The following is a 24733-nucleotide window of genomic DNA, read 5'->3' as shown; positions in this document are numbered from 1 at the left end:
CAGTACCCTAGCGGTCTACGTCGTCGAAGATTGACTGAATGTTGGAGCGAGCGCTGGCGGCTCGGCCGACGGGTGTTTCTACTCGACCTTCGACATCTGGATCGCGTGTTTCGTTGAGGTCCTCAATTGCTTTCCCGATGGCAATTCGCCCACCATCGATCTTGATGCGGTCGGAGTGGTCGATCGGAAGCGCATCCTCAATACCGGCCAATAAGCTCGATAATTCGTCGAAGTGACTATCAGGATCGCTGTCCCCGCAATTGGATTTCCAATCGGAAATATGGGTGTCGAGTCGATCAATAACGTCCCCCCTTACTCGTATCAGGAGATCTTCAAACTCGGCATCAGTCATGAGCGAACGCAGGGATTCATCACGAAAAACACCGCCATCGGGGACTGTGAGGGTCGTATCGACGATGTGCTCGACGAGGCTGAGGCGCTTTTCCTCGGGGAGGAGTTTTGCCTGATGCAGCTTCGCCAACAGTCGATTTTCGGAGGAGTATGCCATGAACGCGCCCGGACGAAGATCGAGAACAGCCGGCACCTGGTCCACCACCAGCCGCAAGAATGCAGCGTCGCAGCGCTGACCGAGAAAATAGCGTATGCGGTAGTCAATGGGATGGACGAGCAAACGGTTGAGAAGCGCCGGATACAGCGAAGGGCCGACCCGCACGCTCGCGCCACGTAACTCGACCCCGCCGCACACGACCTCCTCAAGCAGACGTTCGAACTTTGCGCCGCGCAAGTAGATTTCCGTCAGTTCAGGTGAATTGGCGACAAGCGCAGCATAAGCATCGCCGATAGTCGGATGCTTTAACGTCCATTTTGGACCCTCGGTCGTATCGACGAGTAGGGCAAGACTGCCGCAAAGTGAATCAAGCGCGAGCCGGATTTCGGCGGCGGTGACGCCCAGAAGTTCCGTGATTAACGCTATACGATCATCATTCTCGATCGGCGATGCAAGTTGCCCGCCATGCATGAAAATCAGTGCTACTGCGGCCGCTTCGCCCCGATCGAGATTGCGCAGCACGTCTTTTAGAAAATCGACGGGTCGCCGTGCAAAATCGAGCAAACCCTCCTCATCGAGGGTCACTTTCTCCGTAAAGAATGCGGACCCGAGGCGACGAGCTGTCTCGGGAAGAAAAGATGAATCTTCAGCAAGTTTTGCCAGATGGGGCTTGATGACCTTCTTAAACGCAGCCGGTTGATCACCGCGTTTAATGTGATTGTATAGGATTTGTGCCTTCTCGGCGGTTGCCAAGCCTTGGACGTTGATGACCACCTGGGACTTGTCGAAAAGCGGAAACGCGCCGGTTTTGAGATCACGATGAGCTGACCGCCAGATGTAGGTGCGGGATGTCAGCAGGAAGCGTGCACCCTTGCGCAACGCGGCGGCCATCAGGGGCATCTGCCGATTCCAGGCGTCGGCAATATGGCGTTGGTACTGAGTGGCGCCGAAAGCATCATCTATCCAGAAGAACTGCTTGGGGTCATCGGGATTCCAATGCCGCATGATGTCCTCAGGACTGGTCACGCGGATCGTCGGCGCGCGCCAGTGATCGAGCGCCCCCAAAGCCAGGCTCGCGGCGATGGTCGATTTCCCGGAAGCCGGATCTCCAAGCAGCAAGACAAAATTATGATCGAGTAGCGCGTCCACGCTCTGACGATGCGCATCTGTGACAACGAAACATGCCAGATCGTCCCCAAGTGCGCTCAGGACCGCGCGAGATTGCGCATAGGCACGCTCATCAAGGATCTGGGAAAGATCTCCCAATCCATAGACCCTTGGCACCATCACCCGTAGCCGTGACGATTCCCGAATTTGCTGCGCTATCCAGTCGCGCCCGAGAATTACACAGTTCTTCACGCCCACCGCTTCGAACGCCGCGGCGATTGCGTCGGCCTGCGTGCCCGATACGCCGTGGTTTGTGAGAAGGATGTAGTCTTCAGCCAAACCTCTGGCTGCGAGCTTTCCGGCCTTGGTCAATTCGCCCTTCACGGCGCTCAGGCTCAGTGGTGCATCCGCCTTGCTCGTGAATTTGCATTGGATTGTCGAGCGACCGGCTGCATCTCCATTGGACCAACGACCTAGAAATGCACCATCGCGCCCGCCATCCTTTGAAGGTAGAAATGTCTCAACCGATCGCTTGAGCACTTCCTGAGCGATTGCTACGCACAGATCTTGAAACGACTTCCAGCCTAAAGTGTGGAGAGCGTAATCGATTAATGGCCCTTGCGCCGATGGCGAAGATGAGCCGTCCGCCTCTGTAAGGTCCGATACTCGCTTCGCATCCTCATTATTGATTTCCAACGGCACCTCTATTGTTAAGCGCTCGGCATAGCTGACTGGATGACCATCCAGTCCAAAATCCTCAGACAGCGTCATTGGGCCAGGGAGACGCGCCCGTCTTTCAGACGATGTCGGCTCGCTTGTGCCAGATTGACGGTGTTGCGCACGAGATCGAGGCGCGCCACAGACGAGTGGTACGACCGAAACGCCTCGGACAACGTCTGATCCGTCACCTCTGGGGATACCTGATCGTCCTGTCCGGTCGTAAGCGGGATGCCGTCGAGCGACAGGCCGCGACCGCAAAGAAATGTGGTCACGATCACCTCGAAGGTCATCGGTGGGCGATGATCCATATGGGCATCGTCACGGGTGATCCGCTCGCCCGTCGCTGCGCAAGTGGCGTTGCCGTTGGCGTCGCCATGCGTCGCGAAGAAGGCGTCTCGGGCTTTATACAGATCAAATCGCACGGCGCGTCGAAACGCTTGTGAGACCTCCTGCTTGCGGCTGGGTGCTCGCTGCGTGATGCAGTGCGGATAGGAGAAATCCGTACCGCTGCCGTCCGTCCGGATAATGCGGAAGCACTGCGTGCCATGCTCGGTCATCATCACCTGGAAATGGCTGACGCCGCTGCCGACCTTCGCAACGTACTCCGTGTGGCGTTCGAGCAGAGCCGCCACGTCCAGAGCATCATCGTCGTTGACCCGCTCTCCTGGCCGGTAGCGGTTCAGCATCGCCTTGAAAAAGGCTGTGGCGTCGCCCTGCTTTTCAAAGCTGCGGGTCGCCAGTTCGACGGGTTTCGATCGCCCTCCCATTATGCCGCTCCTGCTGCTGCGAACTCGAACTGGGCCTCACACCCGCCATGCGCGCATACCGGCTTCTTCAGTGCCAGGGGGCGCTGAAATTTCGTGCGGCTGCATTTCTTGCAGGCAAACTGGCTGCGGAACGTCTTGAACTCCTCCCAGCGCGTCTTTTCGTCGCCGATCGAGCCGTCACCGTAAGGGACGTCCTGAAAATGGCTTCCAAAGTTTTCGATTGTGCCGGTCGCAAGGCTCGCGAGGAAACGATTGTTGACGCCCGGCACCAGCGCCGGTTCCAGTTTGGCGTCCTTGAGCAGGCCACCGAGCGCCGATGCCAACTCGCTACGTTCGTAGGAATAGGCCCTCTCCAAGGGACGGATGCGAACACTGACGCCAAAATCGCGGCATATGCCGAGCAACCATTCCTCTTCGGCCTGGCGCATCTCATTGGCCGCCGACTGCCCGTCCGCCCAGCGGGCCTCGATCATCTCGTCGCTGACCTTGTGGTCGGCGAATCGAGGTCCATAGGCCGGATCAAGGCCGATGATCCGGGTGAAGTGCCAAGTCTTCGCTTCGAGTTGGTACTTCAGATAGTTGAAGAACCGTTCGTCATGGGTGGTGATCAGGACTTGGCAATCGCCAAACATGGTGGCGATCAACCCGGCAATGGTGCGGCGATGATCGGCGTCGTAAGAGGTGACGATATCGTCCAGCGCGATGATGGGCGCGCCGGCATTGAACTGCTTGATCGCCGCCATGCGCAGCGCTAGCGCCACAGAATGGATCTGGGAGTCGCTCAAATAGCCGCCCGGCTGCACGCCCGTTCGGTTCGCCGCAAAATCGATCAGCAGGTTGAGGCGCTGCTGGTTGCTATCGTCTTCTCCCGGTAGCTCCAGCCGGATCGGTTTGGCCCCGGTGCCCTGGATCATCTTGTAGATGTCGTTCATCGGCGTCTGGAGCTTGTCGAGCAGCGCCTGCACCTTTTTGCGAATCTCGGCCGAGATTGTGGCCGCCTGCGCCGTCAGCGCCTCGGACAGCGTCCCCAACTCCTTGCTTGTCCGCAGCGCCAGATTCCGTTCGCCCTCTAGCTCCAGCAGACGGTCGATCTTCGCTTTGGCCTTGAGATAGGTGTGGTCCCCTTGCTTCGCCTCGATGTCGGAAATGGCCTGATCAAGGGCCGTCAGCAACTTGCGGATCGAGGCGACAATGCCGACCGATGCTGGCGCGGCACTTTTCGGCCACCCGGCGACGCCCGCCTGATAGGCCACCAGATCGGATTTGAGCACCGCGTCACCATCGCCAAGCAAGCCAATCAGCCCTGGCAGCGACGCTACCAGTTGGGTATGGGCTTTGGTCGCCGCCGCCTTGGCATCATCACGCAGTTTCTTTGCGGCTGCGTAGCCGGCTAATTCTTCGAGATGTTTGGCGACGTGATCCCGGATCGCCTCTGCGCTGCCCGCCGCCGTGTCCGCGATCGGTGTGATGCAGACCGGGCAAACATCTGGTGCGGGCGCGCCTTCGACGAAAAGCGGTTCGGCGGCTTTCCACAAAGCCTGAAACACGGTTCCGGCCGCCTTATCGCGCTCCTCTGCTTCCTTGCCTTCGGCCGTCGTAAGCATCATGACGGCGGCATCGAAGGTTGGAACTGCGCCGCTAACCACAGCCTCACCGCTATCGGCGTCAGTCGTCTCCAGCCACAAGCTGGCGGCCGCGCTGCGGATCTGCCGCAAGCCGGCGAGTCCGATCTTGTTCTCCTCCGCTTTGGCGCGCGCCTCCAACTCGACATAGGCCGGATCAATCGCTGCCAGGGCCGTCAGGACGAGCACCGGGTCAAGTGGCGCGAGGATCAGCGTATTGGCATGGGAGAGAACCGCCGCCGCGTCCCATGCTTTGACCGTCTGGATCGTCTCCTTGGCGAGCTGGGTATCAACGCGCTGGAGCGCCGTCTCGTCTTCAGCTGCGGTCTTGATCTGCGTCCGCAGCGAACGAAGGTTCTTTTGCACCTCGACCAGCGGGCTCAGTTGCAGCCAGTTAGCGACATCCGCGTAACGCTGCTCCGGCGTGTGGATTTCGACAAAGGTACGGAGCGCATGGCCGCGAATGATCGGCGGCACCGCAAAGCAAGCATTGATGGTGGTCGCCACGGCCGGAATCGGACGCTTTGCACCTCCCGCCGCCCGAGTGCCGTTCGTGACATCCTTGCCTGAGATGATACCGATCGCCACGGTCGGGACGATCTTAGCTTCCTCGGCCAGATTGTGTGCCAGAGCGATCGGTCCGGCCTGATTGTTGATGGCGCGCTGCCCCAACCGTTCAAGCGTTCCGTCCTTGGACAGTACGAACTCAAGTGCATCGATGACGCTGGATTTGCCACTGCCATTGGGCGCGAAGATCGCCAGGCATCGCTTCTTGCTGAAATCGAAAGTCTTCGGCTGGAGATAGGCCCGGAACCCGGTCAGGCTCAACGACTGGAAAAAATAGGGATCAGCCATTGACTGGACTTGTCCCGCTTTATTTCCGCCTCTTTATCTCTTTTCGGCTGTTATCTGTTCGAACTGAGCGGGCGATATTCCTCCGAGCGTCGAATGCCTTCTGCGAATATTGTAAAATCCGTTGATGTATTGGAAAAGCGCATCGGTCAGCTGTTGACGTGTTTGCCAGGCATGACGCCAAATCAGCTCCGCCTTCAGTGTTTTGAAGAATGTTTCTGACACAGCATTATCCCAGCAGTTCCCTTTTCCACTCATTGATGCCTGGAATTTGAGCTGCTTCAACCGCCTTTGATAGTCATAAGCACAGTATTGACTGCCGCGGTCTGTATGATGAATGCAGCCGGGTTTTGGATTGCGCAAGGCAATGGCTCTGTTCAATGCTTGTAATGCAAGATCTTGTTTCAGACGGTCGCTGACAGCCCATCCCACAACGCGCCGTGAATGAAGATCGATTATGACAGCCAGATATAACCATCCTTCTCGTGTCCATAAGTAACTGATGTCACCCGCCCATTTCTGATTAGGTTTGTCAGCTGAGAAATCCTGATCCAGCAGGTTCGGGGCTATTTTGAAAGTATGGTTGCTGTCAGTTGTCACCTTATGCTTGCGGGTTCTAACCGCATAAATGTTGTTTTGGCGCATCAAACGCCCAACGCGTCGGTGCCCAACAGATAATCCAATATCCTGTAGTTCTTGCGTCATGCGGGGACGACCATAGGATTTAAGGCTAAGACGATACTGCTCTCGAATATGCGCGAGGATCACCATATCCTGTCTTTCCCGCTTGCTTAATGGTCGTCTGCGCCAAGCACGATAACCGCGCGATGTAACGTCCATAATCTGGCACAGCCGGTGGACCGGAAACTGAGTTCGGTGTTCTTCCACGAAAGCAAACCTCACTTTCTTTGGTTCGCAAAGAACACGGTGGCCTTTTTTAATACCTCCCTCTCCTCCAAAAGTAGGCGGTTCTCTTTGCGCAAGCGTTCATTCTCTTTCGCTAAATCGATTTCTCCAGTCGGAGGCATATCCTCGGGGCGAGAGCGCTGTATCCATTTCGATAGCGTAGAAAGGCCAACGCCTAAATCGGTTGCTACCTGGCGGCGAGTAAGACCACTCGTTAGCGCAATCCGAACGGCTTCGCGTCTGAAATCGTCTGTGTGGGAAACTGCCATAATTCTTCTCCTTAATGACAAATAGTCTATTCAAAGAGGCGGAATCAAACCGTGACAAGTCCAGGTCCGATGGGCGTCAAGGCGATCGTCAGCCATCTCAACGCGCGCCGCATCTTCACCCGCGACGGCGGGCGCTGGGGCATCGGCCAGCTTCACCGTATTCTGACCCGGCGCACCTATATCGGCGAACACGAGTTCAACAAGCGCTCCAAAACCAAGGAACTGAAGCCCATCAGCGAGATCGTCACGGTGCCCGTGCCGCCGCTGATCGACCTTGAGACGTTCGACGCCGTTCAGGCGCATCTGAAGGCCCGCAATCCCAAGGTCACGCCGCCGCGCGTTGTCAGCGGCCCGACCCTGCTGACGGGTATCTGCTTCTGCGAGAAGTGCGGTGGAGCCATGACCATCCGCACCGGCAAGGGCGGGCGTTATCGCTACTACACCTGCTCGATCAAGGCGCGGCAGGGCGAGACCGGCTGTTCGGGCCGCTCGATCCCGATGGAGAAGCTCGACACCATCGTCGCCAGCCATATCGGGGATCGGCTGCTCCAGCCCGACCGGCTGGAGGAAATCCTGGCCTCTGTCCTCGACCGCCGACATGAACGCGCCGAACGCCGACAGGAACATATCGCCGAGCTAAACCGCCGGGCGGCCGAGACCGACCTTCGCCTCAAGCGCCTCTACGACGCGATCGAATCAGGCGTTGCCGATATTACCGACCCGGCACTGAAAGACCGCATCGCCGGGCTGAAGTCGCTCCGCGACCAGGCGCAGGTCGATGCCGAGCGGGCGCAGGCCATGCTCGAAAGCTCAGGCAACCAAGCGGTCACGCCCGCCACGGTGCGCCGGTTCGCTGACGTCGCGCGGCAGCGCATCAGGCTCGACGGGGGCGGTTATCGGCGGGATCACTTGCGCGCCTTCGCCCAGCGCATAGAAGTCGCCGAGACCGAAGTTCGCATCATGGGATCGAAGGGAGAGTTGCTTCGCACGCTCGCCGCCGTTTCCGGAGGGAAATCGGCGGGAATCGGCGTGCCCAGCTTGGGACTGAAATGGCGGAGAGGAAGGGATTCGAACCCTCGATACCGTCTCCGGTATACTCCCTTAGCAGGGGAGCGCCTTCGACCACTCGGCCACCTCTCCGTGCCGCCCTTTTCACGGATTTGCATCGCTTTGGCAAGAGTGGATCTTACAGTTTTGAGCAGCTATCAACCGAACAACGTGCCGACAGGTTGGAAATGCGGGAGAAATCGGGAAAACAGGTACGTCGCCGGTTCCTCCACGGCTGTGCAAACGCCGTTGTCGACAGGCCCGTGAGACGCCGCTTCGATCTGACGTGACGCGCGGGCGACACATCGCCCGCGCGTTTTTCATCACATCGGCGCCCCCCAGAAGCCTCCTGCCCAGGGGCCCGGTCCCCAGGGACCGAAGTCGAAAGCCATCTGCTGGTTCATCATCGCCGTCATCTGCTGCTCATTTGCGAGATTCTGGTCGAACATCATCTGCCGGTAGTCCTGATAGTTGTCCTGGGTGCCGTAATAGAGGCAACCGCAGACCGTCGGGTCGGCATAGACGTAGATCGGCTGCCCGCCCTTGTTCTGGATAATGAACTTGTGAGGCGGAAGCGTCTTCAAAGACGCGATCTTTTGCGGCGTATCCGCCAGACGGACGTTGAACCCTGCGGCCGAAAGCATGTTCTCCTTGTTCTGCACCGCGGATACACATCCGGCCACGGAAAGGCCGACCAGGGTCAGCATTGCAATGGAAACGGGTTTCACTTTCAGGATCTCCCATGTCAGAACCAGCGAAATTCGCCATGACCGCATCAATGCAATTTCAAGTATAGAAACCATTACACTTGACTTTTAATCGATACAGACCGGGCTTATCTGCAAGGAAAATTGGTTTTCTCGCTCCGCCGTGATCGCAGGACACCAACTCCCCGCCCGCGATCCACACGGGTGCGGCGCAGGAAAGCGGCAGCCGCCGTTCGAACAGGGATTGCAGCGCGCCCCGCAACTCGAATAAATTGCGAAACCGGAGCGGCAAAACCCTTCGTAGTCCCTCGCCTCCTGCAGGAGCCGCCTGGCCACGGCAGCTTCGCCTGCAGGCGAGAGAATGCGAAACAATCACCGGAGAGACGGCCGGCGCTGCCACGCATGCGGCCGCAAGTCAGGCCGACGGAGCGTGGCCGTTCCCCGGAGCGGGAGTGTTGCAGATGGAGACCGATCGCCGCCACGCGGCCTGCCTGGAAATTCGCGATCGCCTCGCCGATCTTGTCCGGCGCATGGAGCAAGCGCCCGAGCTTGCCGACTACGTCGGTCGGCTCGACGAGATCCGCAAGGCCGCAGACGCCGAGCTTTGCGGCTTTGCGGAGGGAGCCGCACCGGCCTTCCCCTCCGCCACCGACGAACAGGACGTGAAACCGGAGACGCCCGAAAGCTGACGCGCGCCCGCCACGCAAGCCACTCCACATTTAAGTTGCATATATTCACCTTGACACCAAAGGTTGTTTGACGTTGCGTAACACAGGTCGCGTGTGACGCCAGTAGAGCCTGTGCCGGTCCCGGCGAAGCGGGATGCCCGCGACCGTCCGTTAGGAAAACAGGACGGGGGACGCATGTGCACCATCGGCGTGGTTTTTCAGGGTGGAACGCTCCACACCTTCAAGCAATGCGACCTCATTCCCGTCACCGCCTTCAACGAGCCCCAGGTAAGGCCGGGCAGAAAGGGCGTGGACACATATGTCGCCATGACCCGCGGTGCGGGGGCTGGAAAGCTCTGGGCGGCGGCAAACAGTTCCGGCGTCGCCTTCGTGGCGGCAGACGCCTACACGACCTCCGCCAACTACTATGTCACCGACGACCAGACCGCGGCTCTGTTCGAAGCCTATGAGGCGAGCGTGCGCGACAACGCGACGGCGACAGCCGCAGCCGCCTTCCTGAGCGATTTCTACCGCAACATGGGTGATGGAACCGCCTTCCCCGCGCCGGATATCTCGCTCTACACCGGCTGGGCGGACGAAGCGCGCACGCAACCGGTCTCGATCTTCATCGAATACATGCCCGGCCCCAACAACCATGAACCCGTGCGCACGATCATGCGCAACAGCGGGCATTTCGCCTCGACCAACGCATTCCGGATTCAGCCGGAAGCAATCGGCTATCCGGCCAACCACAGCACCTATCTCCGGCTGGGGCGCGCCGAACTCATCCTCCAGCAGGAGCCGACGCTCGACGGCATCGGCTCCGTCCTGACCGATCAATACTATGGCAAGACCGAGCTCTCGGTCTGCCGCGAGACCAAATATATCGGCCAGGAGTTCCACACCCAGGCAACAGCCGTGTTCTCCGCATCATCGGATGGAAATTCCGGCTGCCTCTACCAGATCAACGGCAATCCCCTTACCAACCCGCTTCGTCCTTTCGGGAGCCCAGCATGACCGATGTGATCGTCGACAGGAACGACAACAAGCCCGTAGCGCCTCCCGCCACCGGATTTCATTTTGTCGACCAGGGCAACTACCTGACGACAGGCGCGCCGGAACCCGGTACGGCGCTCACGCTCTATTCCGACAGCGCAACGTCCTGCATCATCGTCATCGTCGTTGCGGACACCGTGGCCGGCACGTCGCTAACGCTCGCCCACCTCGACAGCGCGCCGTGCATCGAGACCTTTTTCGACATTGTCGCAAGGCGGCAGGACAAGTCGCTGCAGATATACGCACAAGGGGCCAACCCGCCTGACAATGTCACGGCGCAGGAAAACGCGACCGCGCTGCGCAAGGCAATCTCCGGGCTGGGGCCGAGCGTCTCGACCAGCGACCTGTTTCTTCTGGAGGGAGATCCGCGCGCCGACAACCGGGGCGACTTCGGCATTCAGGCAGCGGCCAGCGGCACGATCACCGTCAGCAACCAGCCCTATGTGCTGAAGCTGACCGACCGCGATCCGACCTGCGGTGGCCAGACCGTCTATTGCATCATGCGTCGCCAGGAAGTGCCCCCCGTGCAACTGCGCAACGCGGGCCTGCCCTTCACCCATGACGAACTGGTATCCCTGTCGTCCATCGCCATCAGCTTCCGCAAGACGCCCGACGATCCGTCGACGTCCTTCACCAACATCGTCAACATGGAGGGAGCGGCAATCCGCGAAAGCTGGTCGACCACGCCGCAATACGAAGCGCCGTGGTTCTCGGACCAGCTCAAGCAGGGAGCCTGTTTCGCCATCGCCATGGCGCCGGTGGTCTCGCTCAGCGCGCAATATCTCGTGCCGCCGGCGGAAAGGCCCTTCGCGCGCCTGCGCAAGGCGGTGCTCGGCGACATCTGAGCGCGTACGACCCGGGCCGCGCCACGGGCGAGTTTGGAACCGCGGCGCGTCAGCGTGCGTGCGCGACCGCGCTACGGTTCACAAGACCTTGATGTGTCGGTGTCACCGACATCGGCGGGAGACAGATCCCGGTCACAGGATGCGTTCGCCGCCGTGTCAATGCAGACTCAGCCACTCGCGCGCAGCACGCTGGGCGTCGGCGATCTCACCGCCCGACATTTCGGCCGCGATCTCGCGCCGATAGCGCGCTGCGTCCGGGCTGCCCTTGAGCGAGGCGATGTTGAACCACTTGTGCGCGGAAACCAGGTCCGTGGCGCCGTTGCGCCCGCTGGCGCAGTCGAGCCCCATCTGCAGAAGGATGTCCGCATTCGTTGCCTGGCCGCCCATCGCGGCAAGATCGGGAGAACCAAGATCCAGTCGGGCCATGTCACGCTCCTTGTCTTTATCTTCAGCACCGCTGTTGTTGCGGCTTTCAGACCTTCGGGAACAAGATGCATCTTCCGGTGCCATGCTCCATGACTTGGATTGTGGGCAGAGGCGCTCAAGGGAACCTTAAAAATCGCGCTTAACAGGAAGAAAACGACTTAAAAACAAAGGGTAAAATTTACGAGGGATTCACCCTGGTTTCGCGAAAACGAGAGCCAAATCAAGACCCGTTCCTTCAAAGGCGAATCCGTGTGGAAAGGCTTCATTCACCCTGCCGCGAACTCGCTGATTTCGCGCTTGCCCGGCCTGCGCGCCGTCCCTCCCCTGCGACACCCGACAACCTGGCCTGACGCAGCTGCGCGAAACCGCTGGTATGCCCGGGTCCGTTCGGATAGCTTACGTTTGCGTAAAGGGAATGCGAGACAGACGTTCCCGCCAGCAGTTCCGGAGGAAAGGTATCAACATGGCAGGGATAGTGAAATTCAGGACAGCCCTTCTCGCCGGCCTCGCCGCGGCCCCCTTGCTGCTGGCCGCGGCTTCAGCTCAGGCAGCGGACGCAAAAGGCGAATGGGTTCGCCCAAGCGGCAGTTCGAAGATCCGCATCGAGAATTGCGGCAATGCGCTCTGCGGCAAGCTGATCTGGCTGCGCGACCCGCGCAACGACACACAAAACCCGGATCCCGCCCGGCGCTCGCGGCCGCTTCTCGGCTCGCAGACGGTGATCGGCATGAAGCCCTCCGGAGACAACCGCTGGAAGGGCAAGGTCTACAACGCCGAGGACGGCAAGACCTACACCGGCGTGATGACGCTGGTCAGCGACGACAAGCTCAAGCTGGAGGGATGCGTGCTCGGCGGTCTCATCTGCAAGGGGGAAACCTGGTCGCGCACGCGCTGAGGCCCACCCAATTGCAAGCCTGCGGAAGCGAGAAACGCGCTCCCGCAGGCCGGATTGTCAGGCTCAGCGCGCGCGCTGGCCGAAAAGCACCGACTGGGCATTCTTGTCGCCGGCAAGGTTGAGCTTCTCGCGCTCCTCGCGGCCGACCGCCAGGCCACGCTCGACCGCCGGGCGCGCCTTCAGCTTGTCGATCCAGCGGGCGACGTTCGGGAAGTCCTTTTCAAGGTCCATCCCCTGGCGCTCCCAGCCCGTTGCCCAGCCGATGATCGCCATGTCGGCGATGGAATAGTCGGCGCCCGCAACATAGGCATTCCGCGACAGCTGCTTGTCGAGCACGCCATAGAGCCGATGCGTCTCGTTGAGGTAACGGTCCATCGCGTAGGCGATCTTCTCCGGCGCATAGACGCGGAAATGATGGTTCTGGCCAAGCATCGGGCCGAAACCGCCCATCTGCCACATCAACCATTCCTCGACCTTGACGCGCGCGCGCTCGTCGCTCGGGTAGAACTGGCCGAACTTGCGGCCGAGGTACTGCAGGATCGCGCCTGACTCGAAGATCGAGATCGCCTCGCCCCCCGGTCCTTCCGGATCGACAATCGCCGGCATGCGGTTGTTCGGGGCAATCTTCAGGAACTCAGGCTTGAACTGGTCGCCGGCGCCAATGTCGACGTAGTGCACATCGTAGGGAACGCCCAGTTCCTCCAGCATGATGCTGACCTTCCAGCCGTTCGGTGTCGGCCAGTAGTGGAGTTCTATGGGCTTTGTCTGGCTTGCAGCCATGGATATGCCTCGCAGGTTCGAAGGGACGGGACCGCAGCAAACGGCGTGGTCCCGATAGGATATGCAGGCGATTTAGGGCGCAAGCATTCGCGCCGCAATGCACATCCCCGCAATCAATCGCGCAACGGCCTGTTCACGAAACCTGCCTGGCCCTCTGTCAGGCCGCCGGCCATCATGCGGCGCTGCGCGCCTCGCCGCCCTCATCAACGGACCGGCGGTAGACTTCGAGCGCGCGGGCCGCGGCGGCGATCACCGGCTCCTCGCTCCATTCCTGCGGGGTCAGGAAGATGTCGCGACGGCGCGCCCGTGCACCCGCCGTCGGCGAGGCCGTCCACCAGATCACCACCGGCGCGAACACAAGCGGCAAGGTCACCGGCAGGAGCCAGGCAAGCAGGCCGGAGGCGAAGTAATACGCGAAGCCGAGCGTGGCGCTGCCGAAGAGCACCATCCACCAACTGGCCTTGATACTCATGAGAAAGCCGAGAGAGCCATCCTCGCGATCACTCGACGGCCAACCGAAATCCGCGCCCGAGAGCACCTGGAACACCGACCGGCTCTGGAACATCATGTGGATCGGAGCAAGCAGCGAGGCGAGCAGCAATTCGTAGAGAGCCGAGAGCGAGGCGCGCGCGCGGCCCCCGTAGGGCCCGACCCCGCGTGTGAGAACCGCGCGCAGCAGAAGCAGCGCCTTCGGCAGGATGAGAAGCCCGACAACGCCGAAGAGCAGCGCCAGCCCCTTCTCCGTCTCCGGGTGAGGAAAGCGGGGGAAGAGCGAGCCGGAGATGAAATAGACCGGCGCGGGCGCGAACAGCGGCGCGGCAACACTGGCCAGCAGGAACAACAGCCACACAGGCGAGGCCACATAGGCAAGGATGCCCTGCGCGATGTTGAGGCGACTCCAGAACGGCAGTCCTGGCGCGGTCAGGATGCGGGCATGCTGCAGGTTGCCCTGGCACCAGCGGCGGTCACGCTTGGCATATTCGATGATATTGGCCGGCGCTTCCTCGTAGGAGCCGTCGAGATCGGCGTCGAGCCGCACGCGCCATCCGCCGCGCGCCAGCATCGCCGCCTCCACCGTGTCATGGGAGAGGATCTCGCCGCCAAAGGGCGGCTTGCCGGCAAGCGCGGGAAGCCCGCAGGTGGATGCGAAGGCGCGCATGCGGATCAGTGCATTGTGACCCCAGAACGGCCCCTGACGCCCCTGCAGCGCGGCAACGCCGCGCGAAAACACCGGCGAGTAGAAATTCGCCGAGAACTGGATCATCCGCCCGAAGAGAGTCTTGCGGCCGATGATCCGCGGCACCGTCTGGAGCAGACCGAGATCGGGAGCAGCTTCCATGCGCCGGACCATCTCGACAATGGTGGTCGCGCTCATCAGGCTGTCGGCGTCCAGCACCAGCATGTAGTCATAGGCACCGCCACTGGCGCGGATGAAGTCCGCGATGTTGCCGGCCTTGCGCCCGGTGTTGGGCGAGCGATGCCGATAGAACAGCCGCCCGCCCGCGCCCAGCACGGTGACGGCACGGCGATAAAGAGCCTTCTCGGCGGCGGCAGCCTCCTCTCGGGTGGAATCCGAAAGAACATGGAAGTCGAAGGTCGACAGCACGCCGAGATCGTCCAACGCGCGATACATGGCGTCCAGCCTGGCAAAGACCGCATCCGCCGCCTCGTTGTAGACCGGAATGACGATGGCGGTCCGCCCGCTCGGCTTGCCGTCGCTGACCGACACGCTCTCGCTTGGGAAGATAAGCCCGAGAATGCCGATGCAGGCGCCCCACGAGAGCCACAGTGCGCAGAACGCCACCAGCGAGATCCGAACCACATCGACCCAGTCGAACCCGTCGGCGACCGCCACGGAGCCGAACATCGAGGCAGCCGCAACCGTGAGGCCCAAGGTAAGGATGATCGCACCGGCCCGGCGGATGCCGACCGCGATGGTCTCCCTCAGGGAGGACTTGGAAACACCCGATGGCATCCGGCGACACTCCGTTTGGGCGGCAAGCCGTCACCCGGCGCCGCGGCAGGCCCCTTGGCGGCTCAGCGCTCGCCGATGCGACGGCGGCGCGCGAGCGCGCGCAGCCCGGCAAGGCGCGGGAGCAGGGAAGCCCGTTCGCGCGCGCGCTCGAGTGTTTGCATCGGCATCGCCATCGGCGCCCTGGGCGCGGGAAGACACAGAGAGGCAACCAGCGCCCGGCGCAGCGACTGGTCGGCCTGCCCGGCGAAGACGCGCTCAAGCAGCGCCTGCTGCCGCGCGCCGCCAAGGCGCGCTGCCGCATCCGCGACCGCCTCTTCCAGCGTCGCATCGTCGAGATCGTGACGAGAAAACTGCCGGCGCAGCTCGTCCAGGAAGCAATGCCGGGCCTCGACAGGGTCCGGCTGAGCAACGTGTTCGTCGGAACGGGTGTCGACAATCATTTCGTTTGTCCCCACTGGTAGGTCCAGGTTTCAGACAGGCGTTCACCGTCCAGGAGAAGAGCCGCCGAGAGTTCGACGGGCTGGCTGTCGTCAATGCGCTTCACATCGACGATCAGTCTCCAAACGTCGCTACCCGGCATTTTGTTCAATATCTGATGTGCGATTTTTCCGTTGCCGATGCCGATCTGGGCTTCAACCGCCGCCCCGTCGCCGAGTCCGGCCAGGGTTTCGCCGGAGAAATCGACGAGGAACTTCCGGATGTTGTCGCGTCCTTCCGTGGCCGCGACACCGCCGCGTCCGGTGCGCGTGCGCAACACGCGCGCCAGCGGAACATCGCCCTCGACATCCCCGGCCCAGATCATGCGATAGCGCAGGCGATGCTCGGAGCCGGCCGACAATCCGCTCTCGGGCATCCAGAACGCGACGATGTTGTCATTCGCCTCCGAATCCGTCGGGATCTCAGCAAGCAGAACGGCGCCCTTGCCCCAGTCTCCGACCGGTTCGATCCACACAGAGGGACGACGCTCGTAGCGCGCCTCGGTGTCGAGATAATGGTCCGCATCGCGGTCGCGCTGCAGAAGGCCGAAGCCGCGCGGGCTCTCCTCGCCAAAGACGGAAAGCTGCAGGCGGGCCGGATTGGAAAGCGGCCGCCAGACCCGTTCGCCGTTGGCGCGCAGAATGGCGAGGCCATCGTTGTCATGCACCTCGGGGCGGAAATCGTCGAAGCCGGTCCGGTCGTTCTCTCCAAACAGATACATGGACGTCAGGGGCGCCAGGCCAAGCCGCGAGACGTCGCCGCGCAGAAAGATAGCGGCTTCCACCTCGATCAGCGTCTCGACACCTGGCAGGATGGTGAAGGCGTAGGCACCCGAGACACGCTCGCTCTCGAGTTCCGCATAGAGCTTGATCTCGCGCGCGCCGAGCTCCGGCCGCTCGATGTAGAAGCGGGTGAACCGCGGGAACTCCTCGGCGCTGCCCGAGGCCGTGTCGACCGCGAGCCCGCGCGCCGACAGCCCGTAGACATTGCCGCGTCCAAGCGCCCGGAAATAGCTGCTGCCGAGGAAGGTCACCAGCTCGTCGCGATAGTCGTTGCGGTTCAGCGGATAGTGCAGCCGGAAACCGGCGGGACCCGCAAAAGCCAGATTGCTGAAGGCGGCCGGGTCGAGCGGATCGCGGTACTCGAAATCATCGGCGGTGAAGCCCATCGGACGGGCCTCTCCGTCGACGATCTCGAAGAGCTGGATGGCATGGGAGAAGACCCAGCCGGGGTAGAAGGCCTGGAGCTCGAAGTTCCGGTCATCAGCCTTCCAGCGGGCATGGTCGGGACGGAATCGGATCGAGCGATGGCCATCGTAGTTGAGGGCGGCGACCGCTTCGGGAAGCTCGGGCTCGTCAACCTTGTAAGGCTCTCCGGCCTTCGCCTTCATCCGTGAGACCAACGCCTCCCAGTCGAAGGGAGTTCCGGCTTCCTGCGGTTGCGGCAGGGCATCGCCGGGCGCGGCGGCCGGAGCCGAATCCTGCGCGAAAGCGGGGAGTGCGACACTTCCCAGCATCGAGGCTAGGAAACCGGCGCTGCAGATCAGGAAGCTGCGTTTGTCGATTTTTGGCATGTCACCTACTGGCACTTCGAAACGGTTCGCGAGATGTGGCCCGGCCTTCCGGTCCGATGTGCAAACGCAGCATGAGGACTTTGGTTCCACACACCGGTCTGCAGCCCGCAAATATCCACGAGCCAAGCTATCTCACCATTATGTTTGGGAAAAATCAGACGGAATCACGGCAATTGGATGGCAGGGCATGAGCTGTCCGCGCCATCCATTACCGTATCGCACCGCAGCATACGCCGTTATGCGGCGGCTGCATGGGTGTTGAATTCGAAAACCAACGCCCGCATTCAAACGCGGGCTCTGCGCCTCACTCGATGCCGATCTTCGACTTCAGCAGATCGTTCACCGCCTGCGGGTTGGCCTTGCCGCCGGTGGCCTTCATCACCTGTCCGACGAACCAGCCGAGCAGGCCGGGCTTTTCCTTTGCCTGCGCCGCCTTTTCCGGATTGGCGGCGATGATCTTGTCGACCTCGGCCTCGATCGCGCCGAGATCGGTCACCTGCTTCATGCCGCGCGTCTCGACGATCTCGGCCGGGTTTCCGCCCTCGCTCCACAGGATCTCGAAAAGATCCTTGGCGATCTTGCCGGAAATCGTGCCGTCCTTGACCAGATCGATCAGCCCGCCGAGCTGGTCGGCCGACACCGGGCTGTCCTCGAGATCCGTGCCTTCCTTGTTCAGCCGACCAAAGAACTCGTTGATCACCCAGTTGGCGGCGAGCTTGGCATCGCGTCCCTTGGCGACCGCCTCGAAGAAGTCGGCGGAGGCGCGCTCCATCACCAGAATGTCGGCGTCATAGGGCGTCACACCGTAGTCGGAGACGAAACGGGCCTTCTTCTCGTCCGGCAGCTCCGGCAGGTCCTTGGCCAGCTCATCCACATAGGCCTGATCGAACTCGAGCGGCAGCAGGTCGGGGTCGGGGAAGTAGCGGTAGTCGTGCGCCTCTTCCTTGGAACGCATGGAACGCGTCTCGCCCTTCACCGGATCGAACAGGCGGGTCTCCTGGTCGATTTTGCCGCCGTCCTCGAGAATGCCGATCTGGCGGCGCGCCTCATATTCGATCGCCTGGCCGACAAAGCGGATCGAGTTGACGTTCTTGATCTCGCAGCGGGTGCCGAAGGCACCGCCGGGCGCGCGAACCGAAACGTTGACGTCGGCGCGCATGGATCCCTGGTCCATGTTGCCGTCGCAGGTGCCCAGATAGCGCAGGATGGTGCGCAGCTTGGTGAGGAACGCCTTGGCCTCGTCGGAGGAACGCAGGTCCGGCTTGGAGACGATCTCCATCAGCGCCACACCCGAGCGGTTGAGGTCGACGAAGGACATGGTCGGATGCTGGTCGTGCAGCGACTTGCCGGCATCCTGCTCCAGATGCAGCCGCTCAATGCCGACGGTCACTTCCTTGCCGCCCGGCATGTCGAGCAGGATCTCGCCCTCGCCGACGATGGGCTGCTTGAACTGCGAGATCTGGTAGCCCTGCGGCAGGTCCGGATAGAAATAGTTCTTCCGGTCGAAGACGGACTTGAGGTTGATCGCAGCCTTCAGTCCGAGGCCGGTGCGGATCGCCTGCTTGACGCATTCCTCATTGATCACCGGCAGCATGCCGGGCATGGCCGCGTCCACGAGGCTGACGTTGTCGTTCGGGTCCTTGCCGAACTCGGTCGAAGCGCCGGAGAAGAGCTTGGAATTCGAGGTCACCTGGGCATGGACTTCCATGCCGATCACGATTTCCCAGTCGCCTGTCGCTCCCTTGATGAAGAACTTGGGATCGGGAGTGCGGGTGTCGACGATGCTCATGCCGTTTCAGTCCTGCCTGTCGCCCGCTCTGGCGAACCCCCGCGCACGCGCGCGAAAATCCGGCCCCGGGCCTGTCTTGAACGCGTGAATGAGTGGGTAGTGGGTCTTGGCCCGGCCTGCAAGGGGGGAGTGGGGGATGGGAAGCTAAGGAAGGCGGAAAGCTGGCCTTCGCTTTGCCTGAGCACCAGCATGACGGATGCGCCCTGAGACACCGACCTCCCAGGCTTGCGAGAGAATTCCTGGCTTCGTTTCCCGCCTCACACGGCCTGCTTTTCCAGCGTGGATTTCCCTGCGAACTCGGCCGCCGGGATGTTACCCGGGTCCGGATGTGGTCTGCGGTGGTTGCATCACTCTTTCATGAGGTGATCGCGCCGCGAGCTTCAGGCAGCATCGGGAACAGCCTGGGCACGCTGACACTCGTCGCCTTCGCCAAGGATGGCACAAACCGCCCCCCCTGGCGCTCCCGCATTGCCTCGGACGGTTGACGCCCCTCTTACGGCTCCCCGGCCTTCAGCACCCTTGCCAGGATCGCGGCAAGAGCCGCGTAGAGCGCGTCGGGGATCTCGCGGTCGAGCTCGATCCGTTCAAGCGCCTCGGCAAGGGCCGCGTCGTCATCGGGATCTACGCCCGCGCGCGTGCATTGCGCCAGTGCTTGAGCGGCCAGCGTCTCACGCGCCGGCGAGTCCGACCGTGCGGGCGCGACGGCCTGGTAGGCAAGCCCGGCACCAGGAGGCGGAGCGGCCGTCCGCGGTGCCCGCCACTCCGGCGCTCTGCCCCCGCCGGCGAGATGGGCGTAAGTCTCCAGCACCTCGGTAGGCGAAAACTGCTCGTCCCTCTCGTCAACCCGGGGCCGTTCGTTCTCGCTCGGGCCTTCCGCTGCAAGGTTTTCAACTCCGCCGTCCCTGCCTGTGCTCATGACACGCGATCCACGAGCTGGCCGGAGGCAGCGGGCGCGCCTGCAACCGTCGGAGGTGGTGTAGGCTCCAGCGCCAGGATGCGCAGGTCCATCACCTCGAGCCCCAGCGCGCGCAGCTCCGCGCCAAGCGGCTCCAACTCACGGGAAAGGGCAGCACGCCCCTCCTCCCGCTCCACCTTGAGCGTTGCAAAAAGCCGTTCCCCGTCGAGCCCCACAAGCCCTTCCACCGCACCGCAGGCCGGCGTCTCCAGTCCGAAGCGCACGCGGAAGGCGGGATGCGCGCCCTCCCCTTCGTGGCCCGGCGTGTCGTCGCGGCCAATCCTCAGCTCCAGGATCGAGATCCCTTGCGGCACGGCGACGGGCAGCAGGATCACGTGATCGGCCCCGCGCGCGCCCTCCCGTGCGCCTTCGCCGACGAGTCCATGCGAGGCAAGCCCGGCAAAGCGCTGGCGCGCGAGCGCGCCAAGCGCCTTGGCAAGGAGAAGCGCGGCCGCCTCGCCGCCGTCACGCCGGGAAAGTGCCGCCATCAGGCCAGCGCTCGGCGACCCCGGAGGCTCGCCGCGCGCCCGCGCGGCAAGGCCCGGCGGCGGCGGCGGCGTTGCCTGGCGCGGCAGCGGTTCTCGCCCACCGGCGGCCGCTTCCAGCCACTTGGCAAGGTCGGCGAGAACGCCTCCGAGCCGTCCGCCCGAGACCCCCTCGGCAGCCCGGCGCAGCGCCTTGCCATCAAGCGAGGCCGCGTCGAGCTGCAGGCCGAAGAGCGTGGAAATGGCATTGGCGAGCGCTGCCGGCAGCGCCTTCGCACCGGCAGGCCCCGTCGACTGGACAAGGCCCGAAAGCCCGGCATAGAGCGGCGCCAGGCCGTCCTGTCCAGCCGCAAGACCCGCTGCAAGCGCCGAAATTCGCGTCGTCGCCGGGCCGGCGCCCGGCTGGGCCAGGCCTGACGGATCGGCACTGACGGATAGCCTGGGCCGCCCTGTCTCGCCGTCGACCTTCAGCAGCGCGCGGCTGCCAACCGGAAGCATCTCCTCGCCTTCGACGTCGAGCTGGAAACCACCTGACGCCAGGCGCATGACGTTGTCGCTGAGATGGCGGGCAACGCGCACGGCGATCACATCGCCGACCGACAGCGGCGGGAGCCGGGTGACCGGTGTTACCGGCACGATGCCGGTAGGTGTCGATATCCGCGACACGGACATGGGTGTCTGCCTCCGCCTCATCCCCGCGCCCGTCGCACCACGCGGGTGCGACTGGATTCGTCTGCTGCATTGACCCTGGTCAATTCGTTCCGTCTGCAACCGTTTAACTGTGACACCGGCGCGACGCACCGCGCAAGGGGAGAGCGACATGGGACTGATGAAGCGACTGGACGAACGCGCGACGCTCATGGGCCGGATGATGCGCACGGTCGGCGCCAGTGAGGGAATGCCGGAGCACATCGCACTGGAAACCAGTGTCCGGCGCGCCGCCAATCGCTGCATGGGCTGCGACCGTCCGGACGACTGCAAGGGCTGGCTCGACGCGCACAAGGACGGGGCCGAGACCGCGCCTGACTACTGCCCGAATCGCGATGCCTTCAAGGATTGGACCGCACGCGCCCAACGCCGCGCGGTCGAACGCGCCGAATAGCACCAACGCCGGTGTCTCATTCTCATGGCGGCCTGCCGGTTGCGACCGGCGGGCTCTTCAGTGCGAAACGGTGTTCGAGAAGACGTTGACGACGATGACGCCCGCCATGATCAGGCCGAGGCCGATCAGGGCCGCGAGATCGAGCGACTGGCGAAAGACGAAATATCCCACCGCCGAAATCAGCACGATGCCAAGCCCGCTCCAGATGGCATAGGCAATGCCGACCGGAAACGTCCGCAATGCCACCGACAGGAAATAGAAGGAGGCGAAATAACACGCCCCCATCATCACTGTCGGCAGCACGCGCGTGAACTGTTGCGACTGCTGAAGGGCGGTCGTGCCGATCACCTCGAGCACGATGGCCGTCGCAAGAGCCGCATAGGAAATCAGCGACTGGTGCATGTATCCGCTCCCGGAGTGCGTGTGTCGACCGGAACCCGCGAGCGTCCTACCTGCGCCCGCGCGTCCTGCGCCGCAGACCATAGACGAGGCCGGCGGCGAGCAATCCGCCAACGAAACGGAACGGCATCACCGCAAGCGGCCCGCCCTCATATCCGCCAACCGGTGCAATGCCGCTGAAGTTCATGGCGGCATCGAGCAGCACGCTGAGAGCGGAAGCCGCGAAGCCCGCGATCACCAGCTTGGCCCTGGCGTCGGCGAACCAGCCAAGCCCGCCACCGATCAGCAGCGCGAAGGGATTGGCAAGGCCGGCGAGGCCGAAAAGGACGGAAACGGTTTCATTCGTCATCATCGGGCTGTTGTAGGCCGCTCCAGCGAAAAAGAAAACCGGACTTTGCACCTGGCGGGCACCATCCCGCAATGCGACGCCGAAGCCCCGCCTCGATCCTCGTCCTCAGGGCTTGCCAGACGGAAAATCCCGTGGATTGCTGGGGGGCAGGTAAAGTGCAAAGGGGAAAACTCATGGACTTCGATACCTGGCTCGCCTTTCTCGCGGCGTCCTTCGTGATGCTCGCAATTCCCGGACCGACAATCCTGCTCGTCGTCTCCTATGCCCTGTCGCAGGGGCGCTCCGTCGCGGCCGCTGTTGTGGCCGGCGTCGCACTTGGCGATCTCACGGCCATGACCGCGTCCATGCTCGGGCTCGGCGCGCTGCTCGCCACCTCCGCAACGCTCTTCACCGCGCTCAAGTGGGTGGGCGCGGCCTATCTCGTCTGGCTTGGCGTGAAGCTCTGGCGCGCGCCGGTTGCAACAGCCGCCCCGGAAGAGGCGACCGAGGCACCCGCGCAAACCGTCTCGCCGCTGCGGATCGCGGCCCACTCCTACGCAGTGACCGCGCTCAACCCGAAGAGCATCGTCTTCTTCGTCGCCTTCCTGCCGCTCTTTGTCGATCCCGCCCGGCCGCTTCTCGGTCAGACGGTGATCCTGGAGGCGACCTTCGTCTCGCTCGCCGCGCTCAATGCCGCCGCCTACGGTCTGATGGCCGCCGCCGTGGGCACGCGGCTGAAGCGCCCCTCGGTGCGCCGCACCATCAACCGGATCGGCGGATCAGCGATGATCGGCGCGGGCCTGCTTGCTGTCAGCTGGAGGCGCGCGACAGCCTGAACGCCGGGCCTCTCGCCCACGAAAAAGGCGCGCTTCCCGAAGGAAGCGCGCCTTTTTCTCAACCAAACGCTGGAACCGTGCCGCGTGTCTCGCGGATCACCACCACCTTGCCGGCTCGAAGCGGCCGGCGGCCTTCTCGATCACGCTGCCGAGGCTGTAGAGCGTCTCCTCGCCGAACGGACGACCAATAAGCTGGAGGCCGAGCGGCAGGCCCGCACCATTAAGCCCGGCGGGGACGGAAAGCCCCGGCAGGCCGGCCATGTTGACGGTGACGGTGAAGATGTCGAGCAGATACATCTGCACCGGATCGGTGACGGCGCCGGGCGCGAAGGCCGCATCCGGCGTCGCCGGTGCCAGGATCGCGTCGACGCCAGCCTCGAAGGCGAGGTCGAAGTCGCGCTTGATCAGCGTGCGTACCTTCTGCGCCTTCAGGTAATAGGCGTCGTAGTAGCCGGCCGACAGCACATAGGTGCCGATCAGGATACGGCGCTTGACCTCGGCGCCAAAGCCGGCGGCACGGGTCTTCTCGTACATGTCGACGATGTCGTTACCCGGCACCCGCAGGCCGTAGCGCACGCCGTCGTAGCGCGCGAGGTTCGAAGAAGCCTCCGCCGGCGCGACAATGTAATAGGCGGGAAGCGCGTATTTCGTATGCGGCAGCTCGATGTCGACGATCTCCGCGCCCGCGTCCTTCAGCCAGGCGATGCCCTTTTCCCAAAGCGCCTGAACCTCGGGTGACAGGCCCTCGACCCGGTACTGCGCGGGAATGCCGATCCGCAGCCCCTTCACCGAACGCCCGATGGCGGCTTCGTAGTCGGGCACCGGCAGGTCGACCGAGGTCGTGTCCTTGGCGTCGACCGAGGCCATGGAGCCCATCAGGATGGCGTTGTCGCGCACGGTGCGGGTGATCGGCCCCGCCTGGTCAAGCGAGGAGGCGTAGGAAACGATGCCCCAGCGCGAGCAGCGGCCATAGGTCGGCTTCATGCCGACCGTTCCGGTCAGCGCGGCCGGCTGGCGGATCGAACCGCCGGTATCGGTGGCCGTCGCCCCCAGGCACATGGAGGCCGCGACCGCGGCGGCCGAGCCGCCGGACGAACCGCCCGGCACCAGTGCCTCGTCGGAGCCCTGCTTGCGCCACGGGTTGACGACATTGCCGTAATAGGAGCTCTCGTTCGACGAGCCCATGGCGAACTCGTCCATGTTGAGCTTGCCGAGCATCACCGCGCCGTCGGCCCAAAGGTTGGCCGTGACGGTCGATTCGTACTCCGGCTTGAAGCCGTCGAGAATGTGGCTGCAGGCCTGAGTATGGGTGCCCCTGGTGGCGAAGAGATCCTTCACACCGAGCGGCAGACCCTCGAGCGCGCCGGCCTTGCCCTCGGCGATGCGCGCATCGGAGGCCTTCGCCATGTCGCGCGCCTGCTCGGCCGTCACCGCCACATAGGCGTTGATCTTCCCATTGCCGGCCTCGATCGCCTGAAGATGGGCGTCCGTCAGCTCGACCGCGCTGAAATCGCGCTTCGCAAGCGCGTCGCGGGCGTCGGCAAGGGTCAGTTTCGTCAGCTCGCTCATGTATCCGTCTCGCTGGGAAGTCTCGTCGGGAAGATCATCGTGAGCGCTTGTCCCGCTCCAGACGCGTCGC

General features: G+C 62.8%; 22 protein-coding genes, 1 tRNA gene and 1 pseudogene. 7 read left to right on the top strand and 17 right to left on the bottom strand.

Features of this window, described 5'->3' with window-relative positions; translation table 11 throughout:
• Positions 1 to 7: 7 nt before the first annotated feature.
• From ACSLUQ_RS04260 to ACSLUQ_RS04245, 4 genes are all read right to left on the bottom strand, one after another.
• Positions 8 to 2386 carry an nSTAND3 domain-containing NTPase gene (locus ACSLUQ_RS04260; protein ID WP_461807778.1) on the bottom strand — a complete coding sequence of 793 codons (2379 nt, stop codon included), beginning with the start codon at positions 2384 to 2386 and terminating at the stop codon, positions 8 to 10.
• Positions 2383 to 3102: a DCL family protein gene (locus ACSLUQ_RS04255; RefSeq protein WP_461807777.1), complete on the bottom strand. Its 720-nt coding sequence runs from the start codon at positions 3100 to 3102 to the stop codon at positions 2383 to 2385. The genes ACSLUQ_RS04260 and ACSLUQ_RS04255 overlap by 4 nt, the downstream gene beginning before the upstream one ends.
• Positions 3102 to 5579, bottom strand: a complete 2478-nt coding sequence (locus ACSLUQ_RS04250) for an AAA family ATPase (protein WP_461807776.1) — start codon at positions 5577 to 5579, stop codon at positions 3102 to 3104. The genes ACSLUQ_RS04255 and ACSLUQ_RS04250 overlap by 1 nt, the downstream gene beginning before the upstream one ends.
• A 33-nt stretch (positions 5580 to 5612) precedes the next feature.
• A protein-coding gene (locus ACSLUQ_RS04245; RefSeq protein ID WP_461807775.1) for an IS3 family transposase occupies positions 5613 to 6751 on the bottom strand; the annotation gives its coding sequence in 2 pieces (ribosomal slippage) (positions 5613 to 6508 and positions 6508 to 6751; 1140 coding nt in all).
• A 69-nt stretch (positions 6752 to 6820) separates the two neighbouring features.
• On the opposite strand from ACSLUQ_RS04245, the pseudogene ACSLUQ_RS04240 reads away from it, so the two are divergent.
• A pseudogene (locus tag ACSLUQ_RS04240) lies at positions 6821 to 7225 on the top strand (recombinase family protein); the annotation flags it as partial.
• A gap of 576 nt (positions 7226 to 7801) precedes the next feature.
• Here ACSLUQ_RS04240 and ACSLUQ_RS04235 read toward each other — a convergent pair.
• Both ACSLUQ_RS04235 and ACSLUQ_RS04230 read right to left on the bottom strand, forming a co-directional pair.
• Positions 7802 to 7891, bottom strand: a tRNA-Ser gene (locus tag ACSLUQ_RS04235).
• Between the two features lie 230 nt (positions 7892 to 8121).
• Positions 8122 to 8526, bottom strand: coding sequence for a hypothetical protein (locus ACSLUQ_RS04230; protein ID WP_417773946.1), 405 nt, complete (start codon positions 8524 to 8526; stop codon positions 8122 to 8124).
• Between the two features lie 440 nt (positions 8527 to 8966).
• On the opposite strand from ACSLUQ_RS04230, the gene ACSLUQ_RS04225 reads away from it, so the two are divergent.
• The 3 genes from ACSLUQ_RS04225 to ACSLUQ_RS04215 all read left to right on the top strand — a co-directional run bounded on the left by ACSLUQ_RS04225 (position 8967) and on the right by ACSLUQ_RS04215 (position 11074).
• Positions 8967 to 9194, top strand: a complete 228-nt coding sequence (locus ACSLUQ_RS04225; RefSeq protein ID WP_461807774.1) for a hypothetical protein — start codon at positions 8967 to 8969, stop codon at positions 9192 to 9194.
• Between the two features lie 174 nt (positions 9195 to 9368).
• On the top strand, positions 9369 to 10190 hold the full coding sequence (locus tag ACSLUQ_RS04220) for a hypothetical protein (protein WP_417280950.1): 822 nt from the start codon (positions 9369 to 9371) through the stop codon (positions 10188 to 10190).
• Positions 10187 to 11074: a hypothetical protein gene (locus ACSLUQ_RS04215; RefSeq protein ID WP_461807773.1), complete on the top strand. Its 888-nt coding sequence runs from the start codon at positions 10187 to 10189 to the stop codon at positions 11072 to 11074. The genes ACSLUQ_RS04220 and ACSLUQ_RS04215 overlap by 4 nt, the downstream gene beginning before the upstream one ends.
• A 156-nt stretch (positions 11075 to 11230) precedes the next feature.
• Here the strand turns inward: ACSLUQ_RS04215 and ACSLUQ_RS04210 are convergent, their stop codons facing one another.
• A complete protein-coding gene (locus ACSLUQ_RS04210) occupies positions 11231 to 11500 on the bottom strand; it encodes a hypothetical protein (RefSeq protein WP_417280948.1) in 270 nt (89 codons plus the stop codon).
• A gap of 463 nt (positions 11501 to 11963) precedes the next feature.
• On the opposite strand from ACSLUQ_RS04210, the gene ACSLUQ_RS04205 reads away from it, so the two are divergent.
• The gene (locus tag ACSLUQ_RS04205; RefSeq protein ID WP_461807772.1) at positions 11964 to 12395 is read left to right on the top strand and encodes a DUF2147 domain-containing protein; all 432 of its coding nucleotides are present in this window, start codon (positions 11964 to 11966) and stop codon (positions 12393 to 12395) included.
• Positions 12396 to 12458: 63 nt separating this feature from the next.
• Here the strand turns inward: ACSLUQ_RS04205 and ACSLUQ_RS04200 are convergent, their stop codons facing one another.
• The 7 genes from ACSLUQ_RS04200 to ACSLUQ_RS04170 form a co-directional block, all read right to left on the bottom strand.
• Complete coding sequence (locus ACSLUQ_RS04200; protein WP_417280946.1) at positions 12459 to 13175, bottom strand: glutathione S-transferase N-terminal domain-containing protein; 717 nt, start codon at positions 13173 to 13175, stop codon at positions 12459 to 12461.
• 172 nt (positions 13176 to 13347) lie between these two features.
• The gene (gene mdoH, locus ACSLUQ_RS04195; RefSeq protein ID WP_461807771.1) at positions 13348 to 15150 is read right to left on the bottom strand and encodes a glucans biosynthesis glucosyltransferase MdoH; all 1803 of its coding nucleotides are present in this window, start codon (positions 15148 to 15150) and stop codon (positions 13348 to 13350) included.
• A 62-nt stretch (positions 15151 to 15212) separates the two neighbouring features.
• Positions 15213 to 15590 (bottom strand): hypothetical protein, encoded by a 378-nt coding sequence (locus tag ACSLUQ_RS04190; RefSeq protein WP_417280944.1) that lies wholly within the window; start codon positions 15588 to 15590, stop codon positions 15213 to 15215.
• A complete protein-coding gene (locus ACSLUQ_RS04185) occupies positions 15587 to 17200 on the bottom strand; it encodes an OpgD/OpgG family glucan biosynthesis protein (RefSeq protein ID WP_417773947.1) in 1614 nt (537 codons plus the stop codon). Before ACSLUQ_RS04185 ends, ACSLUQ_RS04190 begins: the two co-directional genes overlap by 4 nt.
• 304 nt (positions 17201 to 17504) lie before the next feature.
• The gene (gene gatB / locus ACSLUQ_RS04180; RefSeq protein ID WP_417773948.1) at positions 17505 to 18989 is read right to left on the bottom strand and encodes an Asp-tRNA(Asn)/Glu-tRNA(Gln) amidotransferase subunit GatB; all 1485 of its coding nucleotides are present in this window, start codon (positions 18987 to 18989) and stop codon (positions 17505 to 17507) included.
• 493 nt (positions 18990 to 19482) lie between these two features.
• A complete protein-coding gene (locus ACSLUQ_RS04175; protein ID WP_461807770.1) occupies positions 19483 to 19905 on the bottom strand; it encodes a hypothetical protein in 423 nt (140 codons plus the stop codon).
• Positions 19902 to 21101: a hypothetical protein gene (locus tag ACSLUQ_RS04170; RefSeq protein WP_461807769.1), complete on the bottom strand. Its 1200-nt coding sequence runs from the start codon at positions 21099 to 21101 to the stop codon at positions 19902 to 19904. Before ACSLUQ_RS04170 ends, ACSLUQ_RS04175 begins: the two co-directional genes overlap by 4 nt.
• Positions 21102 to 21249: 148 nt before the next feature.
• On the opposite strand from ACSLUQ_RS04170, the gene ACSLUQ_RS04165 reads away from it, so the two are divergent.
• Positions 21250 to 21531 (top strand): DUF6455 family protein, encoded by a 282-nt coding sequence (locus ACSLUQ_RS04165; RefSeq protein ID WP_417773951.1) that lies wholly within the window; start codon positions 21250 to 21252, stop codon positions 21529 to 21531.
• Between the two features lie 57 nt (positions 21532 to 21588).
• Here ACSLUQ_RS04165 and ACSLUQ_RS04160 read toward each other — a convergent pair whose 3' ends face one another.
• Positions 21589 to 21933 (bottom strand): DMT family transporter, encoded by a 345-nt coding sequence (locus ACSLUQ_RS04160; RefSeq protein WP_461807768.1) that lies wholly within the window; start codon positions 21931 to 21933, stop codon positions 21589 to 21591.
• A 46-nt stretch (positions 21934 to 21979) separates the two neighbouring features.
• Complete coding sequence (locus tag ACSLUQ_RS04155) at positions 21980 to 22282, bottom strand: phosphatidylglycerophosphatase (RefSeq protein ID WP_417773953.1); 303 nt, start codon at positions 22280 to 22282, stop codon at positions 21980 to 21982.
• 170 nt (positions 22283 to 22452) lie between these two features.
• Between ACSLUQ_RS04155 and ACSLUQ_RS04150 the strand changes: the two genes are divergently transcribed.
• Entirely contained in the window at positions 22453 to 23094 is a 642-nt protein-coding gene (locus ACSLUQ_RS04150) for a LysE family translocator (protein ID WP_417773954.1), read from the top strand.
• A gap of 96 nt (positions 23095 to 23190) precedes the next feature.
• On the opposite strand, the gene gatA is transcribed toward ACSLUQ_RS04150, so the two are convergent.
• Entirely contained in the window at positions 23191 to 24663 is a 1473-nt protein-coding gene (gene gatA, locus ACSLUQ_RS04145; protein ID WP_417773955.1) for an Asp-tRNA(Asn)/Glu-tRNA(Gln) amidotransferase subunit GatA, read from the bottom strand.
• Positions 24664 to 24733: the final 70 nt, after the last annotated feature.

The organism is Stappia sp. ICDLI1TA098, from assembly GCF_054880955.1.
This window is presented reverse-complemented; position numbering and strand designations above follow the sequence as displayed.